Source organism: Nostoc sp. CCY 9925, assembly GCF_963920935.1.
Taxonomy (GTDB): domain Bacteria; phylum Cyanobacteriota; class Cyanobacteriia; order Cyanobacteriales; family Nostocaceae; genus Nostoc.
This window is the reverse complement of the sequence record NZ_CAWUDO010000051.1, coordinates 46,378-60,971: the sequence shown is the minus strand read 5'-3', so window position 1 is coordinate 60,971 and position 14,594 is coordinate 46,378. Positions and strand designations below refer to the sequence as shown.

Below are 14,594 nucleotides of genomic sequence, written 5' to 3'. Positions count from 1 at the left end.
TATGTACAATGCCATCTACTCTCCTTTGATGAAATTGGCTAAGGATGATATCCGTGGTGAGCAAAATCTGCCAAGTACGAATGGTAATGGCAACGGTAAAGCAACCAAAGAGCTATCTGAGCAAGTCGTTTCTTTAGTTCAACAGCAAGTTAAGGAAGCCACTTCACAGGTTCAAGCACAAGCTAAAGAAGTTGCGCCACAGGTTAAACAGCCAGCTAAAGAAGTTGCGCCACAGGTTCAAGCACAAGCTAAAGAAGTTGCGCCACAAGTTCAAGCACAAGCTAAAGAAGTTGCGCCACAAGTTCAAGTGCAAGCTAAGGAAATTGCGTCATACATTCAAGAACGAGCTGCGGAAGTCACAAAATTAATTCAAGAACGTTGTTTGTGGCAGTTTCACTCTCGTGCATGGGATCGGGAAGAAAACATCAATGGTGTTCTCAATAAGACTGCCCAAATCTTGACTGGAGAAAAGGTAGTTCTGGAAACCTTGATTGAGAGAGGTTTTTATGCAGATGCGAAGATCCTTGCGGCTGACCTGGAAATTAGGTTTGCATGGTTAAATAGCATGGAGAACTCGCAAAAGAAAGCAGTACTGGAAGCTGTTAAGGCAATGCTGATCGATATTGTAATAACCAAGTCGAAGAATGGTGAATTACATTATTCGCTTTATTAAAGCAATTAGATCGGTAACAAGACTTACGCAAAGGTAAGGAGAAACGAACCACAGAGGACGCAGAGTCCACGGGGGAATGAGAGTTTGAGAGGGTTTTTGCGTAAGTTCTACAAACGAATGGCGTTGTTGAATTGGAGTATGAATTAGAGTCAAGTCATCCTGTTAGTGTTTGTGCAGAAATTTTCCTACTGAGTAGAGAGCGATGTCACCAACGGGCTACACCAAAAGCATTCCTAAGAAGCGTAGTGTCTGACTACAGAAGCATCTCATCTAGCTTTCAAGATTTTCACGAAATTCAATTCTACTTTTCTTCTGTAATCGATGCTATTTGGATGCAGCGTTAGCTTGCCACAGACATCGTTCCACTTTCTTAAGCTCGAAAAGACACTTCATCTCTTCGTTCAGCAACGCCAAACAAAATCACGCAATTTTTACCACATAGGAGTCAAGAGAATGTCTTTAGTCGTAAAACAGAAAGAACGCAAGGGAATCATCAATCCTATATTTACCTGTCAGCCTGCTGGGGCTGAATACGCTTCCATCGGAATCAAAGATTGTATTCCCCTGGTGCATGGAGGACAGGGGTGTAGTATGTTCGTTCGTCTCCTGTTTGCCCAGCATTTGAAGGAAAATTTTGACATTGCTTCTTCTTCACTCCATGAAAATAGCGCTGTTCTTGGTGGTATACCACGGATTGAGGAAGGTGTAAAGACCTTAATCGCACGATATCCCGATTTACGAATTATCCCAATTATTACGACTTGTTCAACAGAGACAATTGGGGACGATATTGAAGGAACCATTAACAAGCTCAACGCCCATTTGAAGCAGGCCTATCCCGATCGCAAGGTTATTCTTGTTCCTGTACATACCCCCAGTTACAAAGGTAGCCAGGTAACAGGCTATAATGTCGGCGTAAATGCAATCATTTCTACCCTAGCAAAAAAAGGCGAACCAACTGGCAAGTTGAACATCATTACTGGGTGGCTTAACCCTGGAGATGTCACTGAAGTTAAACGCATCTTAAAAGAGATGGACGTTCCAGGAAACATATTACTGGATACAGAAACCTTCGATGCGCCCACAATGCCTGATAAGACAAGTTTTGCTTTTGGTAATACCACCATCGAAGACATCGCTGATTCTGCTAATGCGTTGGGAACTATTGCCTTATGCAAATATGAAGGCGGTAGTGCAGCCGAATTCTTACAAGAGAAGTTCAAAGTTCCTGCAATCATTGGCCCAACACCAATTGGCATCAAAAATACCGACATTTGGCTGCAAAATATCAGCAAACTGACTGGTAAACCAATACCAGAATCTTTAGTCAGAGAACGGGGTAAAGCTATTGATGCGATCGCAGACCTCGCCCACATGTTCTTCGCCAACAAGAAGGTAGCTATTTACGGAGATCCCGATCTAGTAATTGGTCTAGCAGAGTTCTGCTTAGAAGTTGAGTTAGAGCCAGTGCTGATGTTGTTGGGAGACGACAACAAAGCCTGCACCAAAGACCCAAGAATTGCCGAGTTGGAGAAGCAAGCAGCTTGTGATATCGAAGTTATCTGGAATGCAGACCTTTGGGAATTAGAGCGCCGCATTACAGATAAATCCCTCGAAATTGACTTGATTTTAGGTCATTCAAAGGGTCGGTATATTTCTATCGACAACAAAATTCCGATGGTTCGGGTAGGTTTCCCCAGCTTTGACCGTGCAGGTCTGTGGAAATATCCTGTGATTGGCTACAAAGGAGCAGAATGGCTAGCAGATAACATTGCCAACGCCATGTTTGCAGATATGGAGAACAAGCATGATCGCGAGTGGATCTTAAACGTCTGGTAGATTGAATTTTAAACGCAAAGGAACGCAGAGGAGCGCAGAGTTTGAGTGCTTGAGCCTCTATTCAAAACTTGGCGTTCCTCTGCGCCAACCTCAGCGACCCTCTGCGTTTAAAAAAGATGAAATATTTGGAGAAGTATCATGATAGATCAGAATGTCGTATTTTACGGAAACTTGAGCGAACTTTATCGCTTGGCAAAAGAAGGTAAGATTAAGACCACTTTACAAGGTAGTCATACCCGCCCCTGTAAATTTTGGACTGCAACGAAGATTTTAAGTGGGATTAAAAATGCGATCGTCATTTCTCACGGGCCGAGTGGCTGTGCTTATGGAGTCAAACGAGCATACAAGCTGACCAATAGCCGCAATAGTGGTTCCCCTTATGAACCCGTGGTGACTACGAACATGAGTGAGAAAGCGGTAATTTTTGGTGGCGAAAAAGAATTAAAAGGCGCGATTCGAGAAGTAGATGAAAAATACCATCCTGATGCGATCGTTGTTGCTACTAGTTGTGCGTCTGGTATTATTGGCGACTGTGTTGATGACGTAGTGAATAAAGCCCGCAGCGAAATCGATGCTGAGATCATGACGATACATTGTGAAGGATTCGCTGGGGAGTATCGCAGTGGATTTGATATCGTATTTCGGCAAATCGTAGATTTTATGGAGCCGCCAACTCCAGAGCGGAAAGCACAACTAGCCGATGCCGTCAATATTGTGGGCGCGAAGATGGGCCCTGAAAGGACAGAAGTCGAAACTGATGTCAAAGAATTGGTGCGATTAATAGAAGCAATGGGGGCAAGAGTTCACAGCGTCATCGCAGGTGATTGTACATTAGAAGAACTCAAGCAAGCACCGAGTGCAGCAGTCAACTGTACTTTATGTTTGGATCTTGGCTATACCATTGGCAAAGCCATGTCAGACAAGTTCGGTACGCCGTTAAATTCTACTATCCTTCCCTACGGAATCAGCGCTACAGAAAAATGGCTCGAAGGGGCGGCAAAATATTTAGGGATGGAAGAACAGGCGGCTGCCTTAATGGAAAAGGAATATGCCGCAATCAAGACTGAATTTGAAGCAGCTAAGAGTTATATAGAAGGGAAGTTAGCGATTATTGAAGGACATGATGCTATCAAGTGCTTATCCCTTGCTCACATGTTGGATCGTGATTTTGGGATGCGTGTAGTAATCTATAACTTCCATCCCTGGAGTACAGAAGCACGAGAAACCAGTGTAGATTATTTGTTGGAAACAGGGTTAGACCCAGAAATCCTGATTACGAAAGGGACACTGGCCTTTGGCAAGTACGAGTCCATGAAACAAACGGAAGATGAATTACTGGATTTCATTGGTGGTCTTGATGCAGAATCGGTAGTTTATTTTGGTTCTTCCTTGAGTTTCCCCCATATTCCCGTAGTCGATTTAAATGCTATCTTAAATCGTCCCAGATTTGGCTATCGCGGAGCCTTAAAGGTCGCAAGGTGTATTAAAACAGCACTTCAATATGGCTTTAGACCTCGGAGTGCTTTAACCAAGCAAATGGTATTCCCTAAAAATTCTGGGTTAGCATCTACTCAATCACTAAGCGGAAAATTAGCTCAAGACATGCCTGACTGTACCGTATATGCAGCAGGAAAGAAGCGGGGAAAATGTTTTAACGAGTAATAAATAAAATGTGACTTTGCTGAATCAAAGTATGGATTTGTCGGGCTACGCCCCGCAACTCTTGGAGACGCTCCGCGTAGCTTGCTTCTCCGAAGGAGTACGTTAACACGTAGAAAATTGTAGGTTGAGTAGAACGTAGATGCCGGAGGCGGCTAACCACAGGGTAGTGAAACCCAACAAACTCTCAGAAATAATTGGGTTTTGTTCCTCAAACGCCACATGCTACCCTGCGGGAACGCTAAGAGCGAACAAGTCGGCAGAGCCGCCCAACGCAGTGGCTCCCCAACCTACGTAGACTATTCCAGGTTGGTGTAATGAGTAAAATTTTTACCATAGTCAAGCCTTAGAGAAACAGGAGGAAAAATGTCTGCTGAAACGACTTTTGACAATTGTAACCATAGTAAAGACCCAGTAGTTGGCTGTGCCCTTGAAGGTATTGCAACTACAGTTGCTGGTATTAAAGATGTTAGTATTGTGATTCAGTCTCCACAGGGTTGTGCGTCAACTGTCGCAGCTGGGTATGATGCTCATGAGGTTGATTTCACCAAGCGGAAAGTAGGTTGTACTCGTCTTTTTGAGTCAGACATTGTGATGGGAGCGTCTGATAAACTCAGAGGGATGATTAAAGAGGCGGATCAATCTTTTGATTCTAAGGTCATGTTTGTCGTTGGTACTTGCGCGGCAGACATCATTGGTGAAGATATTGCGGGATTGTGCAACCAGCTTCAGCCAGATATCAAAGCCAAACTCGTTCCTTTAATGGCTGGTGGATTTCGGGGCAATGCTTATGATGGCTTGGAGATGGGAATGGATGCTTTACTTCCTTTTATCAAGAAAAGGCAGACTAAAAGAAGGGGTAGAAAGCCGAGGATTGTAAATATCATTGCGCCACAGGCAAATCTTAATCCTACTTGGTGGGCTGACTTGCAATGGGTAACGCAGATTTTAAAATCTTTGAGGATTAGAGTACAGACTGTTTTTTCTCATAATACTTCATTTGAAGAACTGGAGCTAGCTGGTGAGGCAACGGCCAATATTGTTCTTAGTCATGATGTTGGGTATAAGTTTGCTCGGAAAATGCAAGAGACCCACAATATCCCCCTCATCCTTGATGATATACCTTTACCAGTAGGTGTAAACAACACTACTCGATGGTTGAAGGCATTAGCGGCACATTTTAAGATCGAAGAAAAAGTCGAACCGCTAATTAAACTTGGCGAAGAAATGGTCGTAGATACACTTCGCAAACGAGCATTGATGATTATTCCCCGATATCGTAACTGTAGAATTGCTGTATCTGCGGATGGAACGCTTGGCATTGGACTGGTTAGAATGCTCTTTGAAGAATTGGAGATGATTCCTGAAGTCTTATTATTTCGCTCGGCGATGCCTGATTCTCGTTCAATTTTGGAGCGAGAACTGCACAGCCTCGGTCTTACTTCCCGCGTAATATTTTCGGCAGACGGCTATCAGGTAAAACAGACTTTAGAAGAGTTTGATGTTGATGCTGTGATTGGCTCGGCATGGGAAAAATACATGGCAGAGGAACTAGGAATCAAAATTGCTTTTGATGTATTTAGCCCCACTAACAGAGAAACTTATGTTGATAAGCCATATTTTGGCTATGAAGGCATGATCAATATGATGGAAGTGATTGCTAACGATTGGGATAGAGCTTTTCGTTCCAAAGAGATTCATTGGACGAATGCCACTAAGTTAAATGCAAATCCTTGATATAGTTGGCTTCTTGGTGTGGGATGTAGGATTGCAGGTATTGGAGTGTGGGGAATTAAGAAGATGTTGAACTCCTTGGCGCAATCCAAATTAAATTGTCTTAAACACGAACCTGCAACCCTACCCCCAACAAAATACCCCTGACGAAATTTCATCTTTTAAATGGATTCTGCCGTTTAACAAATTTGCTGAAGATTTCCTGCAACACCTGTGGACTAACTACTTCCGCAAATACTTGGTGTCGGAGAAAACAGCAGGGAATACAGTCGGTACAAAAATCAGCCGCAATCAAGAGATTTGGGAAAGTTTGTACATTTCGGCGCAGAGTTATCTAAATTAGCACTTGATGCAAATGGTTAATTCCAGTAAGCAAGAAGAAGAATCGAAGGTGACACAAGGTACAAAAGGACGGTTGCAAGTAGGTAAGAAATAATAGTAAGCTGTCGTATCTGTAATTTTCCAGAGCATTACAGAGTTAACAATTGTTGCAGACCCTAAAAAGTGCAAGTTATATGGGCGACAGCTTAGAGAAATTCAGTGATGAAAGCCCTCAAGGTGAAAGCGACGGCTGGGCTGATTTATTCAAGGCTTGTGCCTAACCTCTCACAAGTGCTTTGCGGGCAACATGAACAGCAGAAAGAAACTCAAGTTGTACGCTATCTCCAAATTTTTCTAGCATCTCTCGCAATCCTACGCATAGTAACTCTTTGGCTTGTGGCTCTACTCTGTGCAAGGTAATCAAAAGCTTGAGGTAGTCATCAATGCTATAGGTGACTTCACACGCGGTTTGCTCGACAACCAACTCTTGAAAACAATTGGAGTCTAAAATCTCTTGTTCAAACCCCCTCAAAATCTCTGCTTGAATCTGGGCACCTTCATATCGAACAAGGGAGGGCGCATAAGCTTGATACACTTCCTCTAGAACTTGGTAAACTTCGTATTTCGGTTCTGGGGTCAGATTCCATAGCAAAATAAGAAAACCGTTATCGCACATTGCCAATGCTGTCTTGGTATATCTAATCTCTGGCGGTATCCAATGAAAGGCATTGGCAGATAGAACGGCATTGAACTGTTTTGCTTCTAGTTCCCACTCCTCAAATGAAGTATTGCAAATTGTAACTTTTGGATAGCGATCGCAGTTGTGTTGTGCCAAATGATAAAAATCCTGGTTTGGCTCAATACACGTCATTGAAAAACCAAATTGAGCAAAAGCCACCGTCGCATTTCCTGGACCACAACCAACCTCAAGAATCGACGCATCTGAGTCAAGTTGGGCTAAAGCGACAGACCGATCAATTAATTCCTTTGGATAGTGTGGTCTTGCGTTGTAATAAACATCAGCAACAGGAGAATACCAAGTCCTTCGCTGTTCCAAATCCATAGAAGCTCTGGCATTTATATCTTGTCTAAAGTTTTGCATAAACTGAGGCGTGTCAGCGATGAAGTCAAATTTCATTTTAGAACCAGCAAGGGATCTGTCAGAATTTTTATTCAGGTTATTTTGAGTATTTTAACTGATTGACAAAAGGCACTTTATTTTAACCTTTATTAGCAACATCAAGAGAAATAGATTTCGACCAAGACATATTTACCTTCCACCCAGTCCCGGAAAAAACTTACTCCAAACACTTTGGTCTTTTGTCCCTAATCCTTCTGAGCATAAAACATTTTCTAGCCCTTGCTGATTACTCTGAATCTCCTGCATATTAAGAGAATGAATCACCTGGGCTAACTCTGGATTTTCTTCTAACAATTCAGCTTCAAGCTCCAACTCCTGCTGCAACAGTTGGGCATTTCGGCGCAAGAACATTTGCTGATTGTGTCGCCTGATGAGAATGGCACGCTTGTGATTAAATTAGTATTAATGTTACATCTTTGAGTAGTAAACAATGATTTACACCGTATTATATTGCTTAAGCTCCAGCAGCAATTGCCGGAGCTAGAAGATTCATTGGAGCTTCTGATAGTCTTGAAAAAAACGATTCAAATCATTTAAAAATTGACAAAACAAACTTTTGTTTTCATAAGTACCAGTAGCATTTTCCCAAGAATCGCAAATTTTTGGGCTAGTAATCGGCAAAATCAAAACAAATAGAGCCGCAATTAGAGGCACAATTAATATAAGGTTTCGGACATCAGTGATTAAATTACCAACTTCGCTCAGAATAGGTAACTCGTATTGATGACGATGTGTAATTAGGGTATCTTTGCCTTTCTGAGGTTGAGTTTTTCGCTCCTTTTCTAAATTGAAATTTGGCTGGATATCTATCTCAATAACGTTCTTCTTGACTACTTCAATTGCCTTCACTAAATCGTCTATAGGTTGTCCATTTCTGGCACGAGTGACAAGTATTGCTTCCAGAATTATTAATCTTGACTTGGAAGTTAATAGTATAGGCATCTGTTGATTAGCTTCATTGATGAAATCCTGTTGTTCTTTGAGAAGCTTACTAGTTTGCATATTATGTAGCCACTGTTTTTGAACTAGTAGTTCGCGTTCTGATATTTTAAAGCTTTGAGAAAGACTGTTAATAAAGTTAACAACACTTGTCGTTAATTTTTCTAAAGAGCTTGAGGCTTTTGAGGGGGAGTTGCTTTGATTCTTGTCTTGCATAAGTTATTCAACAAATTTTAATTTTGATTACTATCACAACTGTCGAATTTGTATTTAATTGGTGAATTTTGAAGCAATCTTTCGATTCCTTTTCGGATCAGCTCTGGTGGAATCCCGTCTAATTTCAACTCGGTTTGGATAAACTCATCAATGGAATTGGCTTTCGTCTTCTCTAAGAGCGCCAACATCTGTTGAGCTTGGGTTGTTGGTGTGGTTGACTCCTTAGTTTCAGCTTGAGAGGTTTGCTTATTACTTGGTACAGAGTCAATAAAGTTTTTGGTATCCCGGTCATAACCAGAGAAATTCTTTAACAGAGGCATTGGTATCCATTCATTGATGCCGCCGTAATAAACCGCTCGACCGACTGGTGATTGTGCGGCAATTTCCATGACTTGGGTTGAGGTAATCTTGCGATCGCTGGGGATGAGTTGGGTGGCAATCATGGCATTGTAAGCTGGGACGTTATCAGGATGAACCAACGCCACAGAGGTTAACTGCGATCGCAGCCCGCCAGAAATGCCCAAGTCATCAGTGTGAGGGTTTTGCACAACAATCCAGAAATGCCAACCGGAACTATCACCGCAAGAACAGTAAGAGATGATTTTGTCCTTAAGCCAGCCAATTTCACCCTTGGTATTTTTAAATTTGGAACAGACAGCTGTTCCTTCATCCAAAATAATCAGCTTGGAGCCAGAGATATTTTGAAATTCGCTAAAGCATTCTTTGACCCATTTAACGGCTTCGACCGGAGACATTTCTAGGATTTTAGCCCGTTTAAAAGTATCAACACGACCTTTGAAGTAACCGGTTTCTTTCTCGTCACCTTTGGGGTCAATATAAAAGATGTGTATGTCAGGATGCAGGCGCTTAATAGCATCGATTGCATTGCTAATGGTGATGCCTTTGCCAGAACCAGGGACACCAACCCATAGCATATTGGTAACTTTCTTAGCAATATGCCCAATTAGGTCATACTGCACTTGAGGTTTAGTGGTGTAGGTAGAGATATCGGTATTGACTGGAGAGGCAGGGGGGCAGGGGGGCAAGGGTGCAGGGGAGAAAGAAGCAGAAGGAACTGTAGGAAAAGAAGTATCTGGGTCTAATTCCTCTCCCTTGCTCCCTTGCTCCCTTGCTCCTCTACTCGGTAATTTTGCAAACCTTGCCTCTGGAATACCTAAATTCTCAGGTTTGGTTGCTTCTTGAATAGCCGTAACTTGCTGATAGTTTACTCTGGGGTCAACACTTACTTGCGCCAAATGACCGAATAACTGTTCAGGGGTAGGGAAATAGCCTTTAAGTTGAATAAACCAATCAAGTAACCAACGGTAAGCATAAAATCTTTTCCCAGGCTCAACAGCATTCAGGTATTCACACACAACATGAGAACATTGTTTGAGCATGGCGAATTCGTATTTCTCCATTGGCTCTAAGTGCAGCATTAAATCAGCAAGTTCATTGAAGTTAGCAAAGTATTCGTCCCTGGCAACACTATCACCCATTGCCGAAAGGAAACTGAAGAAGTCGCCACGGATAAAGGGAATCGGTGCAAATTGATGAGTATCGTTTAAGTCCTGAACAATTGACCATAAATAACCAACACCAGCTACGACTGCACCGATGGGAGCAAGTGGGGAAGTGGCATAACAAACAGCACCAGCCGCCGCCGTCGCTAAAGTAATGAACTTAGCAAGATTCATGCCATTACGCTCATCTTTGGCGCGGACTAATAACTGGTCTTGGCGTTCCTGCAACCAAGAAGCAGTATTCCCAGCTTCCAAATACTCAATGCTGGGATAATCGTCACGTAAAAGTGCCGTTTCTTTGGTTCCTAGCATTGGTATTTGTTCCATGTATTCTCCTTTTATTTAGTAAGTTTCCAAATGCTGTAACCAATCTCGCCTGCCATCATTGAAGCTACGTTGTAAGCAAAGCAAGCCAAGATCACACCAGGGTTCGTGTAGCGGAAGGGATTACGACCAACGAAGGTAGTAGTCAGATCAAAAACCCAGAAAAACAGTGCGATCGCTCCCCCTGTATGACGTTCTTTCATGCCAGCAGCTTTGTAATCGCCCCACAATGCCACTGTCAGGTCGATATTCCCATTTGGTTTACTGCCGAGTGTGTATTGTTTTGATTCCTCAAACTCGTTCTTGGCCTGTTGTGGGTCTTTACCACGCAATGTCCTAGCTTCCATCACTTGGACAAGTGCAGAGATACCGAAGCTAATCCAAAACAAGGGATTAAATAGGAGTTGTAACCAACCAAACCAACCAATCCATTCTGTTTCAAACCAGGGAAAAATCGGTTTTCCCTGGAATAAAACTTGCCAGATGCTATCAGTAGAAAGCAGTGTACCAATCCAGAAACCAATTGCACCAACAAGCTTGTATCCGGGTGTGCCTGGGGTAACGAATTGGGCAATGATATGTGAGATAAAGATGACTGGCAGTGAGATTAATGCCACAATCCACCGAGCTAATAATTCTAAGTAGTCACTCCCTCCTTTTTTCGGTTCTTTTTGTGGTGATGATTCTGGTTTTGGTTGGGAATTAGATTTGTTTGGAGTGAGATATTTCATAGGTCGAACAATTGTAGATTGCCGATTGTAGATTGCCGATTGTAGATAAGAGAATTGACTGTACTTACAAGAGATGCAGCTTCTCTGATTTGAGATTTATTTCGCCCACTTTCCTGCTGGGCTTGTACCAAAAACATTCAATCTCCAATCTGCGATCTTCAATCTCCAATCTTCTTGGTCAATCATGAGAATCTTGGTACAGTGGTGAATTCTTACAAGCATTTTTGAATCGATATTTCCATTTCCATTGCCTCTGTTCAATTCGCCCAATACAAAAACCTGTTGAGTCATACACAAAAACTGTTTCATCTTCTAAATAACCTGTAGTATCAGGTCTAGGATTATGTTTTTTTGAGTCTAGATAGTTCCTGATTCGTAACTTACTGAATGAGGGTGTAACTCCAAGAGAATTAATTTTGTCGGCGGTTTCTGCCCTTTGCTCGGCTTTAATGCGTTCTAGTTCTTCAGACTCTCGAATCGTAATGCCACTGTTGTAAGTTTTGAATTGGGCTGGCAGTTGTGATAACCAAGGACTTGCGATTAACCCCATGCCCAATAATCCCAACATCGCTTGCTTCTGGTATTTCATAACCACTCAGCCAAAATATTTTACGGTTGTTGCCCGTCGATAGTTTGTGTTGTCTGGGGTGGCGGTGCATTAGCAACACGAATATAAACAGATAGCCCAATACAAATTAGAAAAAAAATAATTGAGAATCCGAAAAGATTCTGCTCGAAGAACTTGCGCCATTTTAAGCTGGAGATTGGAATTTCTCGCTCAACAAAGAGCGTGTCAAATTTTTCAGATCCTGAATTGTCGCAGGTCGTTTCGACTTTTTTTCTGATGTCGGCACTCCTAATTCGTCTAAAAATGCTTTCGGGTCAAAACCAACAGTTGCAGCAGTAGTGAGGGTTTGAACTTGTTGCTTAATTTCATCCCCAGTCTTTAACCCGTACTCTTGGGTAATTTGTTGCCTGATTTCGGGATTCTTGGCCAACTGATAAATAAACGCTATTTCATCAAAACCTTGCTCTGTCCGTCGCTGTAATGAACGAGCATCAAGTTCACTGGTGATTTCATCGAACAATTCTTGCTCAAACTCATGAACTGCCAGCGCTTGAGCAACAGTTTTACCTGCCACAATGTCCAAGAATGCTTTAAACGTTTCCCGGCTGACTCCAGCAAGATGTAATTGTTCACTCACACTTTCTATGGCTTGAGTCTGTATATTTGCCAAATTGCTCTCACCTTCTAACAGCTTCGACTTGTCGAGGGTTGTTTGTGCTAAACTGAACAACTTTTCCAAGCGATCGCAAATGTCAATGCTAAATTCTTTTGCGTCATCTTCTACATCTTGGTTAATATCTGGGTCGGACTTAGCCAACTCCTCTAAACCAGCAATGATTTTAGCAGGAGCGTATTTTTCACCCAGTAATTCAAACAAATCTTGACGGCTAAATTTATCTATTGTTTCAGACATTTTGTAATTCTCCTGTCGGTGGTTGTGTAAATCTGATTTGTTCAGCTTCAAATTCTTTAACGGTGTACTCCGACTTATTGGCTTCCACAATCGACCTTGCTATTTCAACCTTGTTTGTACCTTGATCTAAATCTCCAAACACTTCGCCAATCCTGCCTAGTACCCATACTTGATATGGACGAATCAATGGCGCTCTTAACCTTTTTTCCTGTGCCATCTTCTGCATTTGGATTCGTGATAATTTATACTGTGGGATTGTTTCAGCCACTTCTGTCCAACGCTCCCATGTCCGATAGCAAATATCCAAAACTCGCAACATTTTGGCATTAGTCATCGGTAAAACCAAAGGATTCAACCCAGAATTAGTGGTCTTTCGGCTAAAAAGTTGTTCTCTCCATGCTTGGTTCATCAATAAATAGTCAATAGGTAGTCAAGAGTGTAAAAAACATAGTCAATACCCGTGTCAATTCCGTATGATTTTGATGTCATATTCTCTATTAATTGATAGTGAATTAACTGTGATTGACCTTGCTTTTATACAATAAAAAAGCCACTCGCAATCTTCAAGGGCTTTTTCGGATTTCGTAGAGTTTTCTGTTTTAGCTAAATTTGAAGATTCCGCGAAACTTGTTCAAAAATTTTTTGCTGTTCATTCACCAATAAAGCGATCGCCCACTTTGGTGGCTGATTATAAAACCATTTGCAAATTGTCGCGGTCGATGGCGGGGACAGTTCGGCCCGATGATACCATGCAGCAATGAATGGCTCAAGCAATCTAACTGCTGTCGAGACAAATTCATAGTCCCCAAGCCGGGTGTGTAACCCTGCTAACTTGACTGCTTTAACTGCAATTTCTTCCAGTTTATTTTTCGGTTGGTATTCGTCTTCCGACAACAAAAATAGCTCACTCTTGCAATTGAACTTGTCTTCTAATGTTCGTACCATGTTTAATTACCCTCCTATAGGATTAGCGTCACAAGGAGCGGAAATGGCGATCGCTTACCTCGGCTGGGGGCGATCGCTTGAAGCTTATTTAAAAATATTGTGTGCCTCCGGCAAGGCATAAGATAGGGGTTGTTTTTTGGTATTTTAAAAAGCCTTCTTTCGCTTCACCAGCACTAAGCGCAAGTACTGCCGACAAGCTGCTTCTCCCTTATAAATCAGAATCCGCAGCGCCTGAATCTCCTGCATTGGAGAAACACAGATTTCCGCGATGGCTGCAATTAGATTCTGTTGCTTCTGCACGTAATCTTGATGCTGCTCCTCTAATTCATGAATCTTGGAGTTTAGCTGTTGTATCTGCCGCAATGCTTTCGTCAGAGACGATTCTTTGTTTCGAGAGTAATTATCTAAAGTTAATGTCATTTTCTTGCTCCTCTAAATTTAGATGGTTGAAAGGAACGAATTTCCATTAGTTTCAACTTTGAAAAACCGAATCGATTTCGCCGCTATCAATAGCATTTTTGGCATGGCGAACAGCTTGCGTATGATTGTCAAAGGTTTTAGTTGAAGGAGATGCCCAGGTTGTTTTCAAAAAGTTTTGCTTTCCAACGTGAACATCTACAGCACCATCTGATAATTCAGTAGTCTCGATTTTGTAGCCGCCATGTTTGGTTTTGTACTCTCTCATTGCCGTTAACTCACCTAAAATTTATCTCGTTGAATACTGAGGCTTGCTCCGATTAGAGAACTGCCCAAGAAAGCGGAAAAACTGACCAGCATTGCACCCAAGCAGATATTTTTATGTTGCTCCCAAGCAGAGATAATTATGTTGGGTTCAGCATTCGTCTCGATAATCTCCATTCCCCAACATCCCATTGCTCCAACTCCTAAAAAACCAGTTACGAGTAGAGAGATGATTGCAGTTGTTTGTATGATGCAGTCAACGGAAATCTTGGGGTTGAATCGTCTTCTTGGACGATGACTTTTAACTAACCGGACTTTTGGCTCTTGCATACTTGAACGAGCAATTTGTTTGTGATTAGCCATCGGTTTCACTTATTCTCATGAATT

The 14,594-nt window shown here is 42.1% G+C and carries 17 protein-coding genes and 1 pseudogene; 6 read left to right on the top strand and 12 right to left on the bottom strand.

All coding sequences use genetic code 11. The features are described 5' to 3' along the window. From vnfG to ACM0OY_RS23385, 5 genes and pseudogenes are all read left to right on the top strand, one after another. A partial coding sequence (gene vnfG / locus ACM0OY_RS23405; RefSeq protein ID WP_414571222.1) for a V-containing nitrogenase subunit delta occupies positions 1-673 on the top strand: 673 nt, incomplete at its 5' end. Positions 674-1,126: 453 nt separating this feature from the next. Continuing rightward, positions 1,127-2,512, top strand: a complete 1,386-nt coding sequence (gene vnfK, locus ACM0OY_RS23400; protein ID WP_414571221.1) for a V-containing nitrogenase subunit beta — start codon at positions 1,127-1,129, stop codon at positions 2,510-2,512. Positions 2,513-2,650: 138 nt separating this feature from the next. Then, entirely contained in the window at positions 2,651-4,174 is a 1,524-nt protein-coding gene (locus tag ACM0OY_RS23395) for a nitrogenase component 1 (protein WP_414571220.1), read from the top strand. 363 nt (positions 4,175-4,537) lie between these two features. Beyond that, positions 4,538-5,908 (top strand): nitrogenase component 1, encoded by a 1,371-nt coding sequence (locus tag ACM0OY_RS23390; RefSeq protein WP_414571219.1) that lies wholly within the window; start codon positions 4,538-4,540, stop codon positions 5,906-5,908. Positions 5,909-6,065: 157 nt separating this feature from the next. Then, positions 6,066-6,341 (top strand): annotated as a pseudogene (locus tag ACM0OY_RS23385) (abortive phage infection protein); the annotation flags it as partial. Between the two features lie 162 nt (positions 6,342-6,503). On the opposite strand, the gene ACM0OY_RS23380 reads toward ACM0OY_RS23385, so the two are convergent. From ACM0OY_RS23380 to ACM0OY_RS23340, 9 genes are all read right to left on the bottom strand, one after another. Then, positions 6,504-7,364 carry a class I SAM-dependent methyltransferase gene (locus tag ACM0OY_RS23380; RefSeq protein ID WP_414571218.1) on the bottom strand — a complete coding sequence of 287 codons (861 nt, stop codon included), beginning with the start codon at positions 7,362-7,364 and terminating at the stop codon, positions 6,504-6,506. A gap of 132 nt (positions 7,365-7,496) precedes the next feature. Then, on the bottom strand, positions 7,497-7,718 hold the full coding sequence (locus ACM0OY_RS23375; protein WP_414571217.1) for a hypothetical protein: 222 nt from the start codon (positions 7,716-7,718) through the stop codon (positions 7,497-7,499). Positions 7,719-7,856: 138 nt separating this feature from the next. After that, positions 7,857-8,522 carry a hypothetical protein gene (locus ACM0OY_RS23370; protein ID WP_414571216.1) on the bottom strand — a complete coding sequence of 222 codons (666 nt, stop codon included), beginning with the start codon at positions 8,520-8,522 and terminating at the stop codon, positions 7,857-7,859. 17 nt (positions 8,523-8,539) lie between these two features. Further along, a complete protein-coding gene (locus ACM0OY_RS23365; RefSeq protein ID WP_414571215.1) occupies positions 8,540-10,372 on the bottom strand; it encodes a hypothetical protein in 1,833 nt (610 codons plus the stop codon). An 11-nt stretch (positions 10,373-10,383) separates the two neighbouring features. Beyond that, positions 10,384-11,100 carry a hypothetical protein gene (locus tag ACM0OY_RS23360; RefSeq protein WP_152590977.1) on the bottom strand — a complete coding sequence of 239 codons (717 nt, stop codon included), beginning with the start codon at positions 11,098-11,100 and terminating at the stop codon, positions 10,384-10,386. A 178-nt stretch (positions 11,101-11,278) separates the two neighbouring features. Then, positions 11,279-11,689 carry a hypothetical protein gene (locus ACM0OY_RS23355; protein ID WP_414571214.1) on the bottom strand — a complete coding sequence of 137 codons (411 nt, stop codon included), beginning with the start codon at positions 11,687-11,689 and terminating at the stop codon, positions 11,279-11,281. A 163-nt stretch (positions 11,690-11,852) separates the two neighbouring features. Further along, positions 11,853-12,581, bottom strand: coding sequence for a hypothetical protein (locus ACM0OY_RS23350; protein ID WP_414571213.1), 729 nt, complete (start codon positions 12,579-12,581; stop codon positions 11,853-11,855). After that, positions 12,574-12,990: a hypothetical protein gene (locus ACM0OY_RS23345; protein ID WP_414571212.1), complete on the bottom strand. Its 417-nt coding sequence runs from the start codon at positions 12,988-12,990 to the stop codon at positions 12,574-12,576. The genes ACM0OY_RS23350 and ACM0OY_RS23345 overlap by 8 nt, the downstream gene beginning before the upstream one ends. A gap of 194 nt (positions 12,991-13,184) precedes the next feature. Beyond that, a complete protein-coding gene (locus tag ACM0OY_RS23340; RefSeq protein WP_190901858.1) occupies positions 13,185-13,526 on the bottom strand; it encodes a hypothetical protein in 342 nt (113 codons plus the stop codon). Between ACM0OY_RS23340 and ACM0OY_RS23335 the strand changes: the two genes are divergently transcribed. Then, positions 13,525-13,647: a hypothetical protein gene (locus ACM0OY_RS23335; RefSeq protein WP_414571211.1), complete on the top strand. Its 123-nt coding sequence runs from the start codon at positions 13,525-13,527 to the stop codon at positions 13,645-13,647. The two genes, ACM0OY_RS23340 and ACM0OY_RS23335, sit on opposite strands and share 2 nt — an antisense overlap. Before the next feature lie 23 nt (positions 13,648-13,670). Here the strand turns inward: ACM0OY_RS23335 and ACM0OY_RS23330 are convergent, their stop codons facing one another. The 3 genes from ACM0OY_RS23330 to ACM0OY_RS23320 are packed head-to-tail and all read right to left on the bottom strand — an operon-like array spanning position 13,671 to position 14,570. After that, positions 13,671-13,946: a hypothetical protein gene (locus tag ACM0OY_RS23330; protein ID WP_414571210.1), complete on the bottom strand. Its 276-nt coding sequence runs from the start codon at positions 13,944-13,946 to the stop codon at positions 13,671-13,673. Positions 13,947-13,998: 52 nt separating this feature from the next. Beyond that, complete coding sequence (locus ACM0OY_RS23325) at positions 13,999-14,211, bottom strand: hypothetical protein (RefSeq protein WP_414571209.1); 213 nt, start codon at positions 14,209-14,211, stop codon at positions 13,999-14,001. Between the two features lie 14 nt (positions 14,212-14,225). Next, a complete protein-coding gene (locus tag ACM0OY_RS23320) occupies positions 14,226-14,570 on the bottom strand; it encodes a hypothetical protein (RefSeq protein ID WP_414571208.1) in 345 nt (114 codons plus the stop codon). Positions 14,571-14,594: the final 24 nt, after the last annotated feature.